The sequence below is a fragment of the Halomicrococcus pelagicus genome (genome assembly GCF_050954125.1).
Genome location: NZ_JBPBWC010000017.1, coordinates 76,200 through 96,844 on the forward strand (window position 1 = coordinate 76,200; position 20,645 = coordinate 96,844).

Here is a 20,645-nt window from a genome sequence, read left to right on the forward strand (position 1 = left end):
CCGGCGATCTCCTTATAATCTCGCCACGTAATTCGCCGTCTGGTCAGTGACCGATAGCCCACGGGTAGCCGCCACTTCCGTGGTCGTGACTGGCGTGGTCGCCGCTTGTCTCGTCGCCGTTGTCCTCGTGTTCCGCCGCGATGACATCGTCGATACGGAGGAGCATGTTCGCGGCTTCCTCCGCGTTAGCGACGGCGTGCTGTTTGACGACGAGGGGCTCTACGACGCCGCTATCGACCATACTCTGTGGCTGACCGGTTGCCGTGTTGAGACCAACGTTGTGGTCACCGTCGTGGTGACGCGCCCGCAACTCGACGAGTGCGTCAATCGGGTCTACACCCGCCGTCGAAGCGAGCGTTTGCGGCACCGTTTCGAGAGCGTCAGCGAACGCACGAACGGCGAGTTGTTCGCGGTCGTCGACGCCATCCGCATAGTCCCGGAGCTCGCGCGCGAGACGGAGTTCTGTTGCTCCACCGCCGGGAAGCACTTGCCCGCTTTCGACGGTGAGTGTCACGACACGAATGCAGTTCTCGGTGATGCGCTTTGACTCGTCGACGACGTGCTGGGTGCCGCCGCGGAGGAGCAGTGACACATGCTGAGAGTCACGGTTCTCGGTGACGACCAGGAGGTCTGTGTTGCCGAGGTGACGTCTCTCAACCGAGTCGGCGTCGCCGACTGTCTTCGGAGACAGTTCGTCAACCGAGGTGACGAGTTCGCCATCCGTCGCTGCGGCGAGTTTGTGCATCTCGTCTTGCCTGGTTCGCTCAACTGTTAGTATATCCTCACTGGCGAGCGCCCGTCGGAGCGCGTCGTCGATTGATTTCTGGCAGACGACGACATTTACATCGGCATCGACGAACGCGGCTACTTTCGCTGCGTAGGCGTCGTTTTCGAACTCTCGGAGCGCCTGTAATGTCGACGGGGCGTCGACGGAGACGTTCGATACCGCGTTCGATTCATCGATAGTCAACTCCGTGTCCACGAGCGCGAGTGTCGCGTCCTCGATATGGTGAGGCAAGTCGACGCCTTCGATGGACGTTGACGAACTCTCCATGTCGACCGCGAGCCCTGCGATGAGCGTCGAGTCGTCGAGTCCTCCGCTGGTAACCGGGCGGAGCGTTATTCGAGAAAGATCGACGGTGCCATCGGTTTCGACGGCGCGAACGGCGCGAACGGCGAGGTCGGCGAACGTTGCGCTCGCGTTGTCGTCCCACTTCCCGGTTACTGCCGTCGATGCAGCGTCACGAAGCCGTCTTTCGTCGTCAGGGGCGACAGTGATTGCTGCGGAATCGAGGCGGTTGATTGCGACCTCGCTCGCGCGTCGGTATCCTCTGGTCACGCGGAACGGATGCAATCCTTTCTCGAAGAGTTTTTGTGCTTTGTTCAGGAGCTTAGCGGTCAACAGGACGGCCGTCGTCGTTCCGTCTCCTACTTTCGTCGCCTGATTGTTGGCGACGTTGACGACGAGTTCTGCTGCTGGATGCTCGATGTCCATCCTGTCGAGGATACTAGCACCGTCGTTTGTGACGACGACTGTTCCCGACGCCCCGACCAGCATTTTGTCCAGTCCCTTCGGTCCGAGCGTCGTCCCGATAGCATCGGCGAGTGCCGTTCCGGCGGCGATGTTTGACTCTCGAGCATCTGCTCCTTGCAGTCGCTCTGTGGTTGTGGAGCTCACTGCGGAGAGTGGCCGACCTTTCGCGGGAGTGGTCATAGCACACCTTCCCACTACGTTGTTCTACAAAAAGGTGATCAATATGTAGACTATTCAACTATACTAGAGCGGGGCCATTCATATTCTTATATAGAAATGTGGCTCAATATATGCGCCGGGTTGTGGAATTTGGTGAGGGATTCGATCTGAAATGCCGTTAAAATCAGGAGAGCAGGATTGGTTGACGAACTGTTAGCTATATATACTTCTCCATAGAAATACAGATGGTGAATAACCGGGGGTTGCAAACATGTCACTGTACACGATTCTGGGAATGGGGTTAGTATTCGTAGGTGCTGTGTTAATAGTCAACGGAATCTGGCTTCTTGGACGAGCTGAAGACCGTGATACGGCAGTATTAAATTTCTTTGTTGGGGCACTAACATTCATCATTGCTATGTGGTGGGCTTTCGGCGGTGAGGCGTCCGAAGGAACGGCATTCAATGCTGCAGGAACACTACTCTTCTCATTCACATATCTCTGGGTCGGATACAATGCATATCGTAGTGCAAGCGATCAACGGTCGCTTGGCTGGTATTGTATTTTCGTTACCGTTGTCGCCATCCCGACCGGGTACATTGTCTGGCTCGGCGGCGACGTCGGTCTCGCCGCCCTCTGGTGGATATGGGCTGTCCTTTGGGCAACCTTCTGGCTACTGCTTGCTCTCCAACGCAGCGAATACACTTCGCCCGTCGCCTGGTACACCGTCGGAGTCGGCATCGTCACTGCTGCCGCCGGGTATATCATGGCCGCCGGTATGTGGCCGTGGGCTCCCGCATGACATCCCCTAGCGTGAACGCTGGGGCTTCCCGCATCGCAATTGAAATAGCTGTCCGTCTACGAGACAACTTGCTCTCTTCCTACAGAGTGAGATTCTCTCCTCGAAGAAAGATGGCCTTCAGGTCTGTCTTCCGGTCAGGGTGACCCACTACAGTGCGACGAACCATGCCAGACCGATCGCGAACACCGCACCGACAATGTTCGCGAAGGCGAACGTGACCGCCTTGTACTGTTTACCGTCTTCCCAAAGCCCCACTGTATCGTGAGAGAATGATGAAAACGTTGTGAATGATCCGCAGGCTCCGGTCCCAACGAACAGCAGTACATCGCTGTCGGCACCGAGAAATGTCACAATCCCCAGGACGAAACTCCCGACGACATTTACTGTAAGTGTCCCAACTGGGAATGTCTCACGTGCTACCGCTTCGCTGACAATATGGCGAAGCACAGCACCAACCATACCACCAAAGCCAACGAGATGGCCTGGCATCACCATTAGCTTGCCTCCTCGATCGACAACGCGAAGTGCCGACCGACTAGCACCGCAACGAATCCCATCGTGTAACTTCCCACTACATTTACTACTCCAACAAGCGGAGTCGTCTGCACGCTCTCAAATGCAAATGTGCTGTACGTAGTAAACGAAGAGAGAAACCCAGCTCCGAAGACGACAATAGATTTCTCCGCCAGTATCCCGGTGTAAGCAGCCTCATAAAGTAGAAATCCAAGTAAAAAGCTTCCGACAACGTTGACGAAGAAGGTGCCGGAGAGGCCAGGGAGAAAAGTACTAACAAAGAACCGCAAATTCGCCCCAACGTATCCGCCGATAGCAACGAGGAAAAGCTCCTCCAACCGGAGTAGTGGATGGGCTGTCGACATATCGTTACGAAGCTACAGAAACACTTCTACCCTCTTGTCTTTTCCCCGGATTAGAGGTCAATCCGAGCCACTAGCCCACCGATTTCTCTAAGCATAATCTCGAAGGCGGCCAGACCGCCGTGTCAGCGGTCAGTCACCTGGCTGCGCGTTCGGCTCAACGTCAACCATCGCGGCCGACGCTTTATATTCTGGGATCTTCGCGACCGGGTCGAGAGCATCGTTCGTCAACCTGTTTATCGGCGAATCGGGGAAATGAGTCGTCGACCAAATAACGCCCTGTTTAATGTCGTCTGTAACGTGCGCCTTGACAACCACTTCTCCGCGCCGAGAGACGAGCTTCACATACTCCTCGTCCTCAACCCCCAGCGAATCCGCGTCATCTGGGTGGATATCAACGAAGTTCTCCCCTGTCCGACGCATCAGCGTCGGCGACCGAGTGCTCATCGTCCCCGTGTTGTAGTGTTCTTCGAGTCGCGCCGTCGTCAACACGAACGGGTACTCGGCATCCTCGACCTCCTTGGGGGGCTGGTGGCGGACGCCCCGAAGCTTGCCGAGACCATTCTCAGTGTCGAACGACTCCTCATAGAGGTACGGGTCGCCCTCGTCACCCTCTTCGTAGCAGGGCCAGTGGATTCCCTCCAACCCAAGGTCATCGTACGTGATTCCATGGTAGATCGGCATAACCTGCCGGAGCTCTTCGAAGATATCCTCAGCCGAGTCGAACTCGAATCCCTCGTCGAACAGCCGCGTCCCCACCTCGGACAGTATCTCCAAGTCGTGTTTCGTGTTCCCCGGGACCCGCGTCGCCGCCCGCATCCGCTGGACGCGTCGGTCGGTGTTTGTGACGGTTCCGCCGCGCTCAGCCCACGACGTGGCAGGGAGGACAACATCGGCTAGCTCAGCCGTGTCGGTCATGAAGATATCCTGTACGACGATGAATTCCATCCGCTCAAGGTTCTCAACGACCTCGTTACCGTTTGGCTCGCTGATGACCGGGTTCTCACCCATTACGTAGAGGCCGTGTATTTGGTCGCCTGCGGCCTGTGTTATTTCGACATTGGATAGTCCCTCGTCGGCTGGCGGCTCGAATCCCCATACGTCTGCAACCTCCGCTCGCTTTTCGTCGTCGTCGACCGGGATATAGCCGGGAAGCGTGTTGTACATCGTACCAACGTCACAGGTCCCCTGAACGTTGTTCTGGCCACGGAGCGGGTTCACGCCAGTTCCGGGGCGGCCGACGTTGCCGGTCATCAACGCGAGGTTGATGAGATTCTGGACGTTGTCTGTCCCGCAGGCGTGCTGGCTCATGCCCATGCCAGTGAAGATAGCAGCGTTGTCTGCGGTGGCGTACGCTTCGGCCGCCGTCTGGATATCTTCAAGCGGGACGCCGCAGGTTTCAGCAGCTTCTTCGAGATCGAAATTCTCGAGCGTTTCAGCGACATCGTCGAAGCCTTCGGTCCGTTCGTCGAGGAATTCCTCGTCGACCCAGTCGTTGTCCAGCACTGTTTTCAGCACGATATTCAGTAGCGGGATGTCAGTGCCAGGCTTCAACTGCAGGTGGAGGTCGGCGTCGCGCGTGGTCTTGTTTGCGTGCGGGTCGATCTGCACGACGAAGGTGTCCTCCAGTGCGGCCTGCTTGAAATACTTGCTGTGGGCGATGGGATGCTGTTCGGACGGGTTCGCTCCCTGTATCCAGTACACGTCGGCCTCCTCGCGGAGGTCCTGCATGCTGTTGGTCATTGCACCGGCACCGAGGCTCGCTCTGAGCGCGGCGACAGTCGAGGCGTGGCACATCCGAGTGCAGTTGTCGACGTTGTTGGTACCGTACCGGCGTGCCATCTTCTGTAGCAGGTAGTTCTCTTCGTTTGTACACTTCGAGGACCCGAAAAACCCCATCGCGTTCCGGCTGTGCTCCTCGCGGATACGTTCCATCTCGTCGGTAACCCGTCCAAATGCCTCCTCCCAGGATGCTTCGCGGAACTCGTCGCCGTCACGTATCAACGGCTCCTTCAATCGCTCCTCGTGGTCCACTACCTCCGTCGCCGCCCCGCCCTTGATGCAGAGTGCACCCTCATTGACCGGTGCATCAAACCACGGTTTAATATTTACCTCGCCTGCCTCATCACCCTCCTGTAGTTGTAGTCCACAACCGACTCCACAATACGGACAGATCGTGTGAACGCCGTCCTCGGATTCTTGGCTCATAGTTCGTAGTCCCTCTCTTTGCTGGTTAGCATCGTCGTCCGATTTCCCGGATGGCCGTTGGTGGTCTTACCCATCGAACGACATCGCCAATAGCAACGTTATCGTTTCCCAAACGGGATGCAGGTTCTTAGCCATTACGCTGCCCTGAGCTTGGCTCTCTCCTACGCTGCAATAATTGTGTGTCTGTTCACAGCTCGTAGTCGGGAGAAGACGTTATGGTTGTCTGGACTGTAGCTCTGGAGACGGGCGATGAGACGTTCGACTCGTCGATCTCAGGTGGCTGGTCGTCACTACTGTGGCGTTTCGTCGCAACGAAACGACCCTCTCACGTATGAACCTCAACAGACAACTCATCCTCACGAAGAGCGAGGAGTATGAACAACGTGAGCCACTGTATCTCGTCGAACGCGACCGACTCGACACGTTGCCAGATGCGTTCGCTGATGAGACGATAACCTGGAAGGACGTTGAATGGATCGTTCGCTGGTACTATCGTCGAGATCTTGGTAGAACGCCGCACAAAGTGCGTGCATCGGCAGAAGACCGATTCCGGGAGAACGACTGGGGAGCGGTCCAAGAGGCCCTGCGGTCGGCCGTCGAGGCCACAGAGGCGGAACCAGCGGTCAGACGATTACAGGAATTGACAGGGGTGACTGTACCGGTTGCGTCCGCAATCCTCCAGTACGTGGACCCGTCCGAATACCTCGTCGTCGATGAGCGTCTCTGGGCGACATTGTACGACGCCGACGAAGTGAGCGAGACGTATCCAGACCCGCCGTCGGTCACGGAATATCTCACGTATCTAGATCGGTGTCGAATGTTGGCGGATCACCTCGCCGTGGATTTACAGATGTTGTATCGCGCTCTCTGGCGACTGGGGACGACGGACAACTGATTGTCATAGAAAGATGGCATTTTTTACGTTTTCCTCTTGCCACAGTGGAAGATATTATCGGTTATCGACGCAATTTGCTGTCGGAAGAGGTGGAGAGTAGGCAATTCACTGGCGTCGTTCATTTCACGGGATACGTGATGCAACAGTAAATTCTGCATAATCTATATTTGTGTGGGTGGCGACTCAGTAGGAGGGGGTACCATGCCAGAAGTCCAATTCGAAGTAGACGTGGACGCCGACCCAGATGAACAACCGATGCCGGTACACAACCGCTGGCATCCCGACATTCCGTCGGTCATCAGTGCTGATCCCGGCGACCAGCTACGTGTCGAGTGTTTAGACTGGACGGGGGGACAGATTCACGACGACGACAACGCGAACGACGTCCGCGACGTCGATCTCGACGCAGTGCACTACCTGAGCGGCCCGATAGAAGTCAATGGCGCGGAACCAGGCGACCTGCTCGTAATGGACATCCTCGACATCGGGGTCCTGAACGAACGCTGGGAGTACGGATTCACCGGGATCTTCTCCCAGCAGAACGGCGGCGGGTTTCTCACCGACCACTTCCCGAACGCCGCAAAGACCATCTGGGATCTGCAAGGGACCAAGGCCACGTCGCGCCACATCCCCGACGTTCGCTTCGAGGGGAAGATCCACCCGGGGCTGGTCGGGACGGCGCCGTCGCACGAACTTCTCGAGGAGTGGAACAAGCGCGAACAGGAGCTCATCGACAAACACCAAGAAGATCCTGAATCGATCCCGGACCACCCGACCAAGGAGGCCCAGCCGCCAGTCGCCAACGCGCCGACCCCGAACTCCGCGATCATGGGTGACATGGACGACGACGAAGCAGAGGAGGCCGCCGAAGAAGGGGCTCGGACCGTTCCGCCGCGAGAGAACGGCGGTAACTGCGACATCAAGGACCTCTCACTGGGGTCGCGAGTGTACTTCCCAGTCTATGTTGACGGTGGCAAGCTCTCGATGGGCGACATTCACTTCTCGCAAGGCGACGGCGAGATAACCTTCTGTGGTGCCATCGAGATGGCCGGCTACCTCGATATCGAAGTTGACCTCATCAAGGATGGGATGAACAAGTACGGCATCGACCATCCCATCTTTGAACCCGGACACCGCGGCCCTACGTTCGAGGACTACGTGGTCTTCGAGGGTTACTCGGTCACTGAGGACGGGGAACAGAAGTACATCGACTCTCACGTCGCCTACCGACGGGCAGCACTCGAAGCCATCGAGTACCTGAAGAAGTTCGGCTACACCGGCGAGCAAGCGTACATGATACTGGGGACCGTGCCAGTCGAGGGACGCCAAAGCGGCGTCGTCGACATTCCCAGCGCCTGTTCGACGCTCGCGTTGCCGAAGGGAGTCTTCAATTTCGACATCAGCCCCGACTCGCTGGGTCCCGGCCAAGGGAAGGGACAAGTCGCAATAACCGACGAACCACTCAACGACTAACCATCATCCGGGGTCACGCGACCCCGTCCCCGTCGCTTCCTCAATCCCAGCGTCAAGTCCAACTGTTTTGAGCGTCCCCCCTGTCGGCCGCCCTTCGGCGTCCCAGCCACGAACGGCATAATAAGCATCGAGCATCGTCTCAAATGTCTCCGCATCAAGTTGCCCGCCGTCCGTAGAATCCGGCGCCGCCAGTAGAAAGTTTGGGACAGCGTCATCATCGCGAGAAAACCCCTCGCGCAGGTTGAATAGCCGTGTCAGATTCCAGATTCGCTCACCGGTCCGGAGCAGCTCCTCAGGTGTGAACTCCATCCCGACGGCACGAAACCACTCCGCACCAAGTGTCTCCCAAAGCGACCGGCCAACGAAATCATCGGCGACAAGGCTCCAAACGAGCGACCGAACGTTTTGCTCATAAACGACAAGTCGGACGGTATCATCGAGTGTCCATGATGCTCCTTCGAACGCTTCGGTTTCGATAGGAAGTGCCCGACGGTGGCAGGCCCCTCGATCACTAGTGGCGTACGCGAGTGCCATACCAACCGTGCTACGCGGATCATAGGCGGGCAGTGCCATGCCTTTCACCGTCGGTACACGGTCGGGCCCATCATATTGCTGTGCCGCGCGCGCAACCCCCTCGGCCAATCTATCGCCGAGCTCAGTCTCGCGAAACACAATATCCTCAAGCAGTTCGCGGACAGCAGTCGCGTTCCCGAACTCGAGATCAGAATTGTACTCGTCGGTGACATCCGCCTGAATGGCCCAGGCAATGGCTGTTCCGGCACTAATAACATCGACTCCAAGCCGGTCACACATCTCGCCGAGAGTAGCAACCGCATCGAAATCATCGATCCCGAGTCCTGCCCCGAGCGACATCGGCGTACCCCCACGCGGGACACTCTCCCCCATCTCGGTCTCAATACGGAACCCACCCGGAAGCGGATCGTCTTCGCGTTCACGCTCACTTGCTACGCTCTGGGCTGCTTCAATACCGATACCGTCGGCTCCCTCGAACTCCTGCTCTTGCCACCCACGTGTCGCCAAAGCCCCGATTTCATCGGCGAAATCGACGGTCTCTAGCGTTTCACTCGCTAGGTACCACTCATTTTTCGAGTCGCCAGTAAAGCGGTCGATCAACTGACGCCGCAATTTCGCAAGTGCATCAGGCGGTTGGCCGCGAGCGACCACTGCTTTAAGCTGTTTTCCACCCATCACTGCTCCTGCACCACCCCGGCCGGCTTGGTGTTCACCGCCATCCGATGCAATAGTTGCGTATCGGACTCGTTTCTCACCTGCTGGCCCGATACAGGCGACGCCAGCATCCGGAAACGCCTCGTCAGTCGTCTTCGTATCTCCACCCCATAAGTCCTCAGCTGACCGAATCTGAGCGGTTCCGTCCGAAACATCGAGTCGTATGGGCCGGTCAGCCACACCAGTCACCAGAATACCAAGGTGATCTCCAAGTGCCCCAACAAGACGCTCAGGAAACTCTCCACCGCCGTAAGAGTCCAGAAATGCACCAGTGAGCGGCGATTTTGTCACAACTGCATACCGTGAGTCGCCAGGAAGAACACCCGACAGTGGTCCGAGCATGAAGATGAGAGCATTTTTATCACTAAATGGATTTACATTAGCATCAAGCTCTTCATAGAGGTACCGAGCCCCAAGCCCTTTGCCACCAATAAATCGCTGTCGCCACTCGTCGGGGACTGTCTCACTCTCAACTGTTTCAGTAGTGAGATCAACTCGAAGAAGACGAGTCGGCGGACTATACATACCTATTAACTGCTCTCCGAGTCGCTTAAGCGTTCGTCTAGCCCTTACTTGCCGGCACCGGTTGGCAGTGGCGCGAATGGTAGTCAACCGTCCCTGCGCTCGAACAACCCCGCACTACCAATAATCAGGACGACAGCAGCGCAACTAGCAGGGAGAGATCACTCTACCAACTGCCGCTTAAAACAGAGCTCTTGACGTGTGTTCGAGTTCTCTCTAGATAGCCTCGCGTCACTTCTTCACTCCTGTTTCTCTCAGCACTTGACCAGTAGCAACGTTAATCGTAGTGATATCACAACCCCGGGTGTTCTCGTCGTCCCAACGGTGCCGACACCATCCCCCGGGATGGGAGTGTAACGCACCGTTGACCACAGTCGTCTGCGGTAACACCGGTTGAAATTCCGTGCTAGTTCCCCGGTATAGACGTTTAAACTAATTGTCTATACGAGCAACCTTTATACGGCTAGTGACATTAGATGTCCGTACGACAGCTATTGGAGTGACGGACGACCACGGGGAGTCCGGAACGGTCTTCTCTTTCCGCTCTCCATGGTGTTTCTTGTTTCGCGTGCTATCGACGGCTAGCCGGTATGAGCGTCTCGTGTTGCTTCCACCGGCCCTAAGGATGGTCGCAGAGTCTGGACGAGAACAATAGCGCCGGTTGTGATATCACTCGCTACCGGGGGTGTCTCGGGGTGGTGAGCGTCGGGTTCAGTCGACACCTGATGTTCCAGGAGTACGGACACCCGACGAGTGATATCACTCACGTCGATCTGCCGTCACATTCGATGCACTTCCGGACGTTCCATCATACACTACGTCCCTGATGGACGGTGACCGGTACTACGGGTCGAGAACTGGTTGCTGTTGGTCAAAATACTGCTTTCGCTAAGTCGGGAAGAATCAGGAAGTGAAGAAGTATTCGGTGATTGCAGTGGTAATCCGTTTAACCGTCGTTGACGTGAGCGTCCCTTGGTATCGATCGTGGTTGAAATCATCATGATCAGGTGAGGTCAAACCCCAGGGCACAACAGCACTCTCCTCGGGCATTCCACCATACTCCCAGTTCTTCGCAGTGAGTTCGACCGTCTGGTCGTACCAGGATTTCGACGTAGGCGTCACGGCAATGTATTGCTCGCCATAGAACGGATGTGTCTCGTCGGAGACGATTACCCACGGGCGCGGGGCTTCGCGGTCGTTGAAGGGACTGTCACCGAAGACAACATCGCCTGGATCGTATTTCATTCGTCAGTCTCGCGCTGACGAGTGCTGTCGCTCCCAGCGCTAGAACGACCATCTGTCCCTCCGATGACTGGGTATCCCAGTGAGCGTGAGTATAGTGGGTTTTCATCCTGGAGAAGTACTTTCTGCGGTGACGCCAAGAGGAGAGCATACCAGAACCCAATCTACATACTTGAGACCATCCATCGGACAGTATGACCTCATGGGATGACCGATTTCGCGACGGGAATTATCCACAGGATCCGGATCCGTCCCCAGTGCTCCACCGGTATATCGAGATGTTCCCCGAGGGACGGGCGCTCGACATCGCGACTGGAACTGGTCGGAACGCAGTCTTTCTTGCCGAGCAGGGATACACTGTCGATGCTATCGATCAGTCGCGAGAAGGGTTACGGATTGCACGACAGAACGCCTCCCAGCGAAGCGTCGAAGAGAACTGTACCTGGATTCAGGCCGACGCGACGGAGTTTGGGTATCCAGAAAATGAGTACGACGCAATCACTATTAGCTACTTCCGGACGCTTGATCGCCTTCCGGACATCAAAGCAGCGTTGAAACCCAACGGCGTTCTCTTCTACCAGCATCATCTCCGCTCGACCGAACCAGCCGACATCGGACCCAGTACCGATCGCTATCGATTCGCGTCAAACGAACTACTCCATGCCTGTCTCGATCTCACTGTTCTTTACTACGAAGAAGGAACGGAGACCGTCGACGATCGTACAGCAGCCCGTGCGCTGATCGTCGCCCGAAACTCAACGGGAGGAAAACAAACCTATCCAACCCTCCCCCGACCAGCCGAGCAATAAATCTCGAAATTCCACTCACTTCGCGTCAGTTGAACGCCTCCCCGACAGGGAATCCCAGGCCTTGCAGTAGCCTGTCTACACCTGCAGTATGCTTCCTTCCTCGAAAATCCTGTTTTCGACAACGACCTCACAGCTACAGAGAGCAGATAGAATGCCTCACGGTCGTCAAGGCGTCGCCGTTTCGTGATGCCGAGAGAGCGTCGCTTGCTCGAACCACGTCCCCCCGAGGCGGGTCACTGCAGCTCGTCGGACTGCCATTCACGATCGTCATATCGCCCGGTCTTCCTCATGAGAGTTCCCGAACTGCTTTGTTTCCGGCCATTGGAGGACTGACTATGGCTAGCTCACGCCGCTTTTGGGTATCTATGGGTATTAGTGGCTCTGTCTTCGTGATGCTGGCAATTGAGCGGTTGCTATCGCATGGCCTGGCGGTTGATGTGGCCCTGTTCGGTCTCGGGGGTTGTGGCATGCTCCTGCCGGCCATGTATGGGGCACTGTATCCGCAGCGAGTAGACGGCCCAGCGAACGACAGCCCGTTTACCTACGCGGCTATCCTTGGAGCGATATTTGCCATTGTAAGCTTGCTTCTCCGTCTCATGTAGCGCACGAGTGCTTCTTCGCCCCCTGCATCACTCGGCTCTCGACACACATACTGCAACGCTCGGACGCTGCTTCGACCGTGTACTCGAGACTCATCCTGAGCGCTATTTGCCGAGAGCTATCGCTATTACGCGTGGGCGACCATCGGTGTGTCTCGCGAGCGTCAGTCGCTGGCGATCCCTATGCTGTATTCGTTATCGAGTTGCTCCACAATCTCGGTAGCGACATCCGCCGGGAGGTTGTCGACCGCGCTCCGGGCCTCATGGAGCCAGTCATGGAGTGCGTCGAACGCAGTTGTCTCGCCGTCCGCGTGGTCTATCGTGTACTCTCTGGAACGTAGTTCTGTCACATACGTGCGGCCGGCGTGCTTTGCACGAACGATATCTTCGACCCAGCGAACGAGATCACGTCGCCACTTTTTGTGCAGTTCATCATCAGCGGCGTCAGTCTCCTCGGTAGTTTGCTTCCACGCGTCGAAGTCGGTGATGGTGTCAGCACGCTCGGCAACGGTCTGGGCGGTGTCGAGTTCTGCCTGAAGACGTGTCTGGAGAGCGTCTTTGCTGCAGTAGTATGAATCGGCAGTCGGACTCGGGTTCTCGTAGAGTTGGTCAGTGACGAGATTGGTGTAGGTCTCGCGGATGTATTCCTTGCCGCGTTCCTGCTCGGCATCTGCGACGCGATCGGTGAGGTGGAGACAGTAGGTATCAACAAGCTCGTCGATCGTCTCTCGGGGGACGACACCGTTCTCGTAGGCCTGTGAGCGCGCAAGGCCGGTGAGAATCCGGGCGGCGGGCCGGTGGCTCGTCTTCAGCGTCTCTTCACTGACGCGGCTCTCGTGGATTTCGAGGGCGTCGTTCCAGTAGCCGCCGTCCCCGGGATTCTTGACTGCGTCCCGCAGCGTTGCCCAGTCGAGCTCCAAGCCGGGTTCGGCGAGGTCGTCGGGCGTGACCGTGAGATAGTACGAGTTGGGTGGTCGGACTTTGTTATCGAGTTGTCTGGCTCTACCTCCATTTAGTCTCGTCCAGTCGGTTTAATTGCCTCCACGATTGGGTGCTCTCTGGATTTATTTTGATGATCGGCCGGTCTTCCAAAGAGGCGATGCGTCGCGGTACTCCGGATTTGGATCCAGCCTGGCTGTCTCCATTCGTCCGTATAGTGGTTGACGATGACTGTCTGCGAATTATCGTCGATATTGCGGCTCCGCTGTAACGCATTTAGCGGAACGAATTGCTGTTTCTCGTCCATCGAGTTATGATGCGCCCGTTGAGTACTGCAAAATAGATAAGAACCAGGTGCGGCTGCCCAATTATGACGGCGGTAGCGAGCTATCCCATGCCGGCGGTCTCGATATAGGTTTCTCCTAGCTGCCGAACAAAAGGAGACTATAACGGCTAGTGGCAAGAGATGATAGGGAAACTGACCGGCGCTCGAGCCGATTGAGCTCTAAGCGGCTACGATCGTGGAATTTAGCATGAATTTAAATAATTCACGCTCTAGTCGAAGCGGATTAGTCTTCAGTGGTTGTTTGTGAGTGGCTTCTTTGCGTGAAGTCTTGACTGGTTTCGGCCTCGGTTGGTTCTGATTCTGTTAAGAGGACTGGTGTGCGGCGTTCGAGTGTGAGAACGAGCCCAACCATGCAGACGACGCACATGAGGGCAGTAGGGAACCCGACGAGAACGACGAATGATTGGAGGGTGCTGAGGCCGCCGATAATGATGAGAAGTGACGTGAGGAGGCCAACGAGGACACCCCAGACAACTCGGTTGAGAACGGTTGGATGTTCGTCACCGCCAACGGTGAGCATCGCAACACTGAGCGTGGAGGAGTCGACCGTCGTGATAAGGAACGTCAACACTAATAGCAGATACAGTGCGGAGAACACACCGCTGAATGGGATCAGCTGCTCGAAAAGCGAGAAACCGACGCCCTCGATTCCGAAATTAGACATCACTTTGAGAAGGTCGGCTTTGCCTGTCGTCTGCGCCCAGAGGGCGGACCCGCCTAGAGTGATGAACCATGGGAAGGACGCGGCTGAGGTTCCGATAATGCCGACGAAGACGACTTGGCGGATTGTCCGTCCGCGACAGATGCGAGCGATGAAGATGCCAATCATCGGACCAAAAGCAAGCCACCATGCCCAGAAGAACATGGTCCAGCCGCCGACCCATTTCGCATCATTTGCAAAGTTTGTGTAGAAGCTCATGCCGACGAAGTCGGTGATTAGGCCAGCGAAAGCCTGCGAGCCGAGGTTCAACACGTACGAGATAGGTGCGAATATGAGCGCCGTCACGAGGAGGACGGCAAAGAGGAGAATGTTAAAATCGGAGATGCGCCGGATACCGCGTTGAACCCCGACTGCCGCTGATGCAGTGAATGCGATGGTGAGACCAATGGTCAGGAGCACGATACCGGTATCATCGAGATTGATGCCCCAGTTATACTGAAGGCCGGTGGTGAATTGGATGACACCAAAGCCAAGTGAGACACAAATACCGCCAACGGAGATGACGACAACTGCAGCGTCGACGAGAGTTGCCCACCAACTATCGAGTGAATCATCGTTGACAAAGGGTGCAAAGATGGTTGCGGGTCGTAGTGCGTAGTCACGTCGATGAGCGAAATAGCCGAAAACGACACCGAAGACAAGGTATGCTGCCCACGGTGAAATACCGGAGTGAAAGAGAGTGTACTGGATTGCGCCTGGCATCAGTGCTTGTGATTTTGCGCCGGCCTCGAAGAAGGGTGGCCCAGATTGGAAATGGGCGAGTGCTTCGGCAGGTCCCCAGAAGACGAGGCCGACGGCAAGCCCAGAGGAGAACATCATTGCGAAGAATTCCATGAGTGTGAACTCAGGCTCTTCATCTGGGTCGCCGAGTTTGATGCGTCCCCACGAGCTAAACATGAGCCAGCCACAGAAAAGGACGGCAGCAAAGACGATCCACATGTAGAGCCAGCCGAGCTTCGTGATGATGAAATCGTTTGCGTCAGAGAGGGTGCTGGCTGCGAGGTCAGGTGTGAGTCCGATGAAAGCGATGAGGAGCAGCGTCAGGAGGACGCCGCCACCAAAAACACCGGGGTGGATTTCTTCGCGTAATTGTGCAAGTTGGCTATCGTCGCTAGTACTCATGGGTGGTAGGATGGCAGTGGTGGGTGAGTTCGTTTGTCGATATGGTGCGTTCCGGCCGGCTTCGGACTGGTTTCGTCTGTTGTCGCACTGTCAGTCAACAATGATGAGGATTGGATAGTGATTGTGGTACACATAGTCGGGGGTATAAGTGCAACCTACATAACTTCTACAATCCACCAGTCACTTCTTGGGAGAAACTGGTCGTTTAGGACTGAGAAACGTGATACGGCAAAAGATATCCTCTGTCAGGATAGTATCTGCTCGACTATGAGTGAAAATATAGCGGGGCGAGTAATCAGTGACTGTGTGGAACGAGCGTTGCCCGCGTTAGATCACGCTGCTCAGAGCGCTCTAGAGCCTCTTCAACATCGACGAGGTCGTACTCTGCGTCAAGCAGCTTCTCGTACGGATATTCATCTTTCGTGTTCGCGAGGAATTCCAGCGACTCATACAGTACCCACGGATCGTACTCGACAGCAGTTGTCACATCGATCGACTTCCGCACGAGCTTGCCGGGATCAAAGTCAATTGTATGTCCTGGCCGGACATTCCCCATTTCGAGATATCGCCCGCCAGTTCGTAGCAGTTCAATTCCTTCATTGAAAGCTTCAGGGACGCCGGCGACTTCGACAGCGACGTCAGCACCAACACCGTCTGTGAGCGCATGGACTTTGTCGGCACGGGCGTCAGCCGATTCATGTTCACGGAAGTCTATAACATGGTCTGCTCCGAACTCTTGTGCGCGCTCAATACGTTGATCGACTCCTTCAATGACAATGGTCTCGGCGCCGCGTTCATTCGCGTAAGCAGTTGCGTTCAATCCAAGGCCACCGGCGCCCTGGACTACAACCGTATCGTTGTAATCGATACCAGTACGATCGAGCCCGAACTTCACTTGTGATAGCGCGCAGTTCGCTGCTGCTGCGAGACTTGGTGTCTCTAGCAGCTCTTCTGGAAGCTTGTAGAAATGCTGGTTCGGATAAATATAGTAGTGAGTCCCCCACGGTGCATGGAAATGCGGCCAGATTTCCGGGGATTTCCCAGCGTGCTCATAGTCGTTCTCGCACCGATAGAACTCTCCCCGTCGGCAGAATTCACAGTGCTGGCACGTTTGGAAATACACTGGCGCGACGAGGTCTCCTTCCGAGATTGGCTGGCCAGCGCTATCGGTTGTAACCTTTTCGCCGAGGTCGCTAACCCGACAGATCGCCTCATGACCGAGTACGCAGTCCGAGAGTGGATGATCGCCACGCCATACGTGGAGCTCGGACCCACAGACGTTTGTCCGCACTACCTCGGTTACAACGGCATGTGGCTCCGGTGAAGGGACGGGATACTCTCGGAACTCGAGATCCTTTGGTCCGTCAATGTAGACGAGTTCTCCCATTTCGGTTGTTTCTTCGCTCGTACTCGTGTCTTGCAGGCTCATGCCGTCACATCCTCTTCTTCTTCATGCTGCTCGGCCTCCGCCTCCACATTCGGCACCTCTTCGGGAACTTCACCAATAAACCCGGAGTAGTCGAGATACGCACGGAAGGCCACTAGTTCATCGTCCTCGTTGAACTCCATCACGTCACAAAGCGGGACGCCCTCGGCCGACCGCCCAGCGCTCGTTTCACCGTCAAGATAGCCTTCACAGATGACTGTATTTCCTGCTTCGTGAAACTCCTTCATTTCGTGCTCGCCACCCGTGAAGAAGTCGGCGTTTGCCTCATAGAAGGCCCGAATATTTTCTTTACCTTGGATAACGCCTTTACGTGAGGAGTGAACGACCGCTCCGTCAGCATATAGCTCCAGCACATCGTCGGTTCCTGTATCAGCACTGTCCATCAATTCGAAATACTGCTTCGCAATTTCAACGCTCATGCAGTATTTGCTATTCCCATGATCTCCAAACCATTTGAGGTGAACATAGCCTGCCTTTTATGTAGCCATCTCGTGGCGATATAGCACCTAATAGGATACAGCAGGAAAAGAAGAGGAAGAAGTTGTCTCTCCCACTAATTCTGGCTACAACTAGTCCTGACCGATATACGTACAGACGTTTTTCGTCTGTGTGTATGAATCGATAGCGTCCAGCCCTTTCTCACGACCGAACCCGCTCTTTTTGAACCCGCCAAACGGCGTCTCCTCACCACCCGCAAACCATTCATTGACATACACCTGCCCAGCATCGACCTCGCGAGCGAACCGATGTGCACGACCGACATTTTCCGTATGAATCCCTGCGACGAGACCATATTCGACGTCATTTGCAATCTCGAATGACTCCTGCTCGTCGCTAAACTCGATCACGGAAAGCACCGGGCCAAAAATCTCCTCCTGAGCAATCCGCATATCATTGTCAACACCGTCGAAGATCGTCGGTTCAACAAAGTATCCGTCCTGATCTAAGACATCGCCACCGACAATCGGTTCACCTACCTCTTCACGACCAACCTCCAGATACTTTGTCACTTTCTCGAACTGTTCCTCCGAAACAAGCGGCCCCATTTCCGGCCCATCGATACCTGCTCCAATACTCACTTCTTTCGTCCGCTCAACCAAGCGGTCAACGAACTCATCGTGGATATCTTCATGAACAAGAAGCCGCGACCCTGCTGAACAGACCTGCCCAGCGTTCGCAAAGATACTAGTTTTCGTGCTCTCGATCGCCTTCTCGAAGTCCGCATCAGGGAAGACAAGATTCGGGCTCTTTCCACCAAGCTCCAGATGGACGTTCGTGACGTTCTCTAAGGCAGTCTGGGCGACTTCAATACCAGTTGGCACTGACCCAGTGAAACTGATGCCATCTACATCAGGATGAGCAGACAATGCCGCACCAGCTTCACCCCCGAATCCTGGCACAACGTTCAATACCCCATCAGGGACACCAGCCTCGCTAGCGAGCCGCCCTACCTCAAGCGCCGTCAACGGCGTTTGCTCTGCAGGCTTCACCACAGCAACATTCCCCGTTGCGAGGGCTGGTGCAACACTTCGGCCGAAAATGTTGGTCGGAAGATTCCATGGAATAATCTGACCAGTAACCCCGAGCGGCTCACGGATTGTATAGTCCGTATACTCGTCTGTCAACGGGATACTTTTGCCATGAACCTTGTCAGCAGCACCGGCATAATACTCGAAATATCGAGCACATGTCTCGACATCAGCTTCTGCATGCCAGAGCGGTTTTCCGTTGTCCAGCGTCTCTAATTCTGCCAGTCGATCCTTTTCGTCCCGAATCTTAGCAGCCAGCCGGTTCAGAATACGGCCACGTTCCTGCGGTGCTGTCGATCGCCACTCGGCAAACGCATCAGTAGCAGCATCAACAGCGGCATCGATATCTTCCTGCCGTCCGCGAGCAACTTTTGCAAGCGTATCTTCAGTCGCCGGATTAACTGTCTCGAAACGTTCTCCGTCGGCGGCATTGACGAACTCGCCGTCAATGAGGAGATCGTAGGTCTCTAAGTCTGTTTTCGCAGTCATCACTTGATTCGTACGCAGACACCCGTATCCAGATTGTGCTGAACATACAGGCCGATATATAAACCGCCCTGTGATACTGTCCGCTATCTCCAAATAAGTTATTCGTGTGTTCTATCGTCGCTCTCGCCAGTTCAGCAGCTATCCAGAACGAATGACTCTGCGTGATACAATCAACGGAGCCAGCTGTATATGAATATGTCCTACCGAAGGATTAAGCCATTAATCTCGGTAGGATTTAGCATGGTAGATTTGCCGGACGCACGGCACTATGTGAATGGTGAGTGGCGCTCTGCGGGGGCAGAGCAAATAGCGGTTGAAAACCCGGCTACCGAAGACGAATTGACCAACATTCCGGTCGCAACTGCGTCAGTCGTTGAAGATGCCTTTGACGCTGCTGAACAGGCACAGAGTGAGTGGGCATCTCGTCCTGGTATTGAACGAGCAACAGTCCTGCGTGAGATTGGCGCTGTCGTCGAAGAGCACGCCGACGACATCGCCGAAATAATAACAGCAGAACAAGGGAAACCGCTCGCATCTGCGCGGGGTGAAGTGACCGCAACAGCAGACCTCGCAGAATACGTGGCCGGCTGGGGACGGCGACTCGAGGGCGATATTGTTCCAAGTGATAATCGTGACGAACAAATTAACCTACAGCGACACCCTATGGGAGTCGTCGCCGGCATTATCCCCTGGAATTACCCGGTATCCGTCTTTATGCGGAAAATCCTTCCTGCGCTTATCGCCGGGAACGCTTTGGTTGTCAAACCAAGCGAGATCACCCCGCTCTCGACGATCCGTCTCGTAGAACTCTTAGATGAAAATGTATCGCTCCCATCTGGACTCATTAACGTTGTGCTGGGCAGCGGTGCAGTTGGTGAGCAGCTCGTCACTGCCGACCAGACCGATATGGTCACAATGACGGGGAGTGTCGAGACCGGAAAAGCAATTATGCGTGCCGCCGCTGATTCCCTCACTCCTGTTTCCTTAGAGCTTGGTGGGAAGGCCCCAGCAATCGTCGCTGCAGACGCCCACATTGAAGACGCTGTCAACGATATCCTCACGGCTCGTATCACTAACACCGGACAAGTGTGCACTTGCGCTGAGCGTGTTTATGTCCACACGGACATCATCGAGGAATTCACCGACCAGTACATCGAGGCGACGGAAGCAGTGACTGTTGGTGACCCGACTGCAGACGAAGACATCGGGCCTCAAGTAAGTGCAGCCGAATTACAGAAAACTGACGAGGCCGTCACTAATGCAATAGACGCCGGCGCAACGGTCCGTACCGGCGGAAGTGTACCTGACGGCCAGCAATTCGAGACCGGCTTCTGGTATCAGCCAACTGTTCTCAGTGACGTCACTCCTGATATGGATGTCGTCCAGCAGGAAGTGTTCGGTCCCGTAACCCCCATCATCGAGGTTGAGTCAGTCTCGGACGCGATCGAGCAGGCGAATGACTCTGATTATGGCTTGTCCTCGTACGTCTATACGACTGACTACCAGACAGCAATGAACGCTGCTGATGACCTCGAGTACGGCGAAACCTATCTAAATCGTACTTTAGGCGAAGCTTGGCAAGGTCACCACATTGGCTGGAAAGAATCCGGTCTCGGCGGCGATGACGGCAAGTATGGCGTCCTCAAATACACACAGCTCAAAAGCGTTTATCACGACTACAGCTAA

The 20,645-nt window shown here is 55.6% G+C and carries 16 protein-coding genes; 5 read left to right on the plus strand and 11 right to left on the minus strand.

The window, feature by feature from the left end; genetic code table 11:
* Positions 1–43: 43 nt before the first annotated feature.
* A complete protein-coding gene (gene thsA, locus ACRYA2_RS21460; protein WP_433632899.1) occupies positions 44–1,678 on the minus strand; it encodes a thermosome subunit alpha in 1,635 nt (544 codons plus the stop codon).
* Positions 1,679–1,964: 286 nt separating this feature from the next.
* Here thsA and ACRYA2_RS21465 point away from each other — a divergent pair, with 286 nt between their 5' ends.
* Positions 1,965–2,495 carry an AmiS/UreI family transporter gene (locus ACRYA2_RS21465; protein WP_433632901.1) on the plus strand — a complete coding sequence of 177 codons (531 nt, stop codon included), beginning with the start codon at positions 1,965–1,967 and terminating at the stop codon, positions 2,493–2,495.
* 147 nt (positions 2,496–2,642) lie between these two features.
* On the opposite strand, the gene crcB is transcribed toward ACRYA2_RS21465, so the two are convergent.
* The 3 genes from crcB to fdhF all read right to left on the minus strand — a co-directional run bounded on the left by crcB (position 2,643) and on the right by fdhF (position 5,578).
* Entirely contained in the window at positions 2,643–2,990 is a 348-nt protein-coding gene (gene crcB / locus ACRYA2_RS21470; RefSeq protein WP_433632903.1) for a fluoride efflux transporter CrcB, read from the minus strand.
* Positions 2,990–3,346, minus strand: coding sequence for a CrcB family protein (locus ACRYA2_RS21475; protein ID WP_433632905.1), 357 nt, complete (start codon positions 3,344–3,346; stop codon positions 2,990–2,992). Before ACRYA2_RS21475 ends, crcB begins: the two co-directional genes overlap by 1 nt.
* A gap of 156 nt (positions 3,347–3,502) precedes the next feature.
* Complete coding sequence (gene fdhF, locus ACRYA2_RS21480; protein ID WP_433632907.1) at positions 3,503–5,578, minus strand: formate dehydrogenase subunit alpha; 2,076 nt, start codon at positions 5,576–5,578, stop codon at positions 3,503–3,505.
* Between the two features lie 331 nt (positions 5,579–5,909).
* Here fdhF and ACRYA2_RS21485 point away from each other — a divergent pair, with 331 nt between their 5' ends.
* Positions 5,910–6,473 (plus strand): hypothetical protein, encoded by a 564-nt coding sequence (locus ACRYA2_RS21485; protein WP_433632909.1) that lies wholly within the window; start codon positions 5,910–5,912, stop codon positions 6,471–6,473.
* A 201-nt stretch (positions 6,474–6,674) separates the two neighbouring features.
* Positions 6,675–7,946 (plus strand): formamidase, encoded by a 1,272-nt coding sequence (fmdA, locus tag ACRYA2_RS21490; protein ID WP_433632911.1) that lies wholly within the window; start codon positions 6,675–6,677, stop codon positions 7,944–7,946.
* Between the two features lie 3 nt (positions 7,947–7,949).
* Here the strand turns inward: fmdA and ACRYA2_RS21495 are convergent, their stop codons facing one another.
* Together ACRYA2_RS21495 and ACRYA2_RS21500 are read right to left on the minus strand one after the other, a co-directional pair.
* Entirely contained in the window at positions 7,950–9,719 is a 1,770-nt protein-coding gene (locus ACRYA2_RS21495) for an aldehyde ferredoxin oxidoreductase family protein (protein WP_433632913.1), read from the minus strand.
* A 900-nt stretch (positions 9,720–10,619) separates the two neighbouring features.
* Complete coding sequence (locus tag ACRYA2_RS21500) at positions 10,620–10,961, minus strand: type II toxin-antitoxin system PemK/MazF family toxin (protein ID WP_433632915.1); 342 nt, start codon at positions 10,959–10,961, stop codon at positions 10,620–10,622.
* Positions 10,962–11,152: 191 nt separating this feature from the next.
* Here ACRYA2_RS21500 and ACRYA2_RS21505 point away from each other — a divergent pair, with 191 nt between their 5' ends.
* Complete coding sequence (locus ACRYA2_RS21505; protein ID WP_433632917.1) at positions 11,153–11,767, plus strand: class I SAM-dependent methyltransferase; 615 nt, start codon at positions 11,153–11,155, stop codon at positions 11,765–11,767.
* Between the two features lie 763 nt (positions 11,768–12,530).
* On the opposite strand, the gene ACRYA2_RS21510 is transcribed toward ACRYA2_RS21505, so the two are convergent.
* From ACRYA2_RS21510 to ACRYA2_RS21530, 5 genes are all read right to left on the minus strand, one after another.
* Positions 12,531–13,286 carry a hypothetical protein gene (locus ACRYA2_RS21510; RefSeq protein ID WP_433632919.1) on the minus strand — a complete coding sequence of 252 codons (756 nt, stop codon included), beginning with the start codon at positions 13,284–13,286 and terminating at the stop codon, positions 12,531–12,533.
* Between the two features lie 588 nt (positions 13,287–13,874).
* The gene (locus tag ACRYA2_RS21515; RefSeq protein WP_433632920.1) at positions 13,875–15,494 is read right to left on the minus strand and encodes a BCCT family transporter; all 1,620 of its coding nucleotides are present in this window, start codon (positions 15,492–15,494) and stop codon (positions 13,875–13,877) included.
* 295 nt (positions 15,495–15,789) lie between these two features.
* Positions 15,790–16,923 carry a zinc-binding dehydrogenase gene (locus tag ACRYA2_RS21520; RefSeq protein ID WP_433632922.1) on the minus strand — a complete coding sequence of 378 codons (1,134 nt, stop codon included), beginning with the start codon at positions 16,921–16,923 and terminating at the stop codon, positions 15,790–15,792.
* Entirely contained in the window at positions 16,920–17,360 is a 441-nt protein-coding gene (locus ACRYA2_RS21525) for a nuclear transport factor 2 family protein (RefSeq protein ID WP_433632924.1), read from the minus strand. Before ACRYA2_RS21525 ends, ACRYA2_RS21520 begins: the two co-directional genes overlap by 4 nt.
* 150 nt (positions 17,361–17,510) lie before the next feature.
* A complete protein-coding gene (locus ACRYA2_RS21530) occupies positions 17,511–18,959 on the minus strand; it encodes an aldehyde dehydrogenase family protein (RefSeq protein WP_433632926.1) in 1,449 nt (482 codons plus the stop codon).
* A 240-nt stretch (positions 18,960–19,199) separates the two neighbouring features.
* Between ACRYA2_RS21530 and aldA the strand changes: the two genes are divergently transcribed.
* A complete protein-coding gene (gene aldA, locus ACRYA2_RS21535) occupies positions 19,200–20,645 on the plus strand; it encodes an aldehyde dehydrogenase (protein ID WP_433632928.1) in 1,446 nt (481 codons plus the stop codon).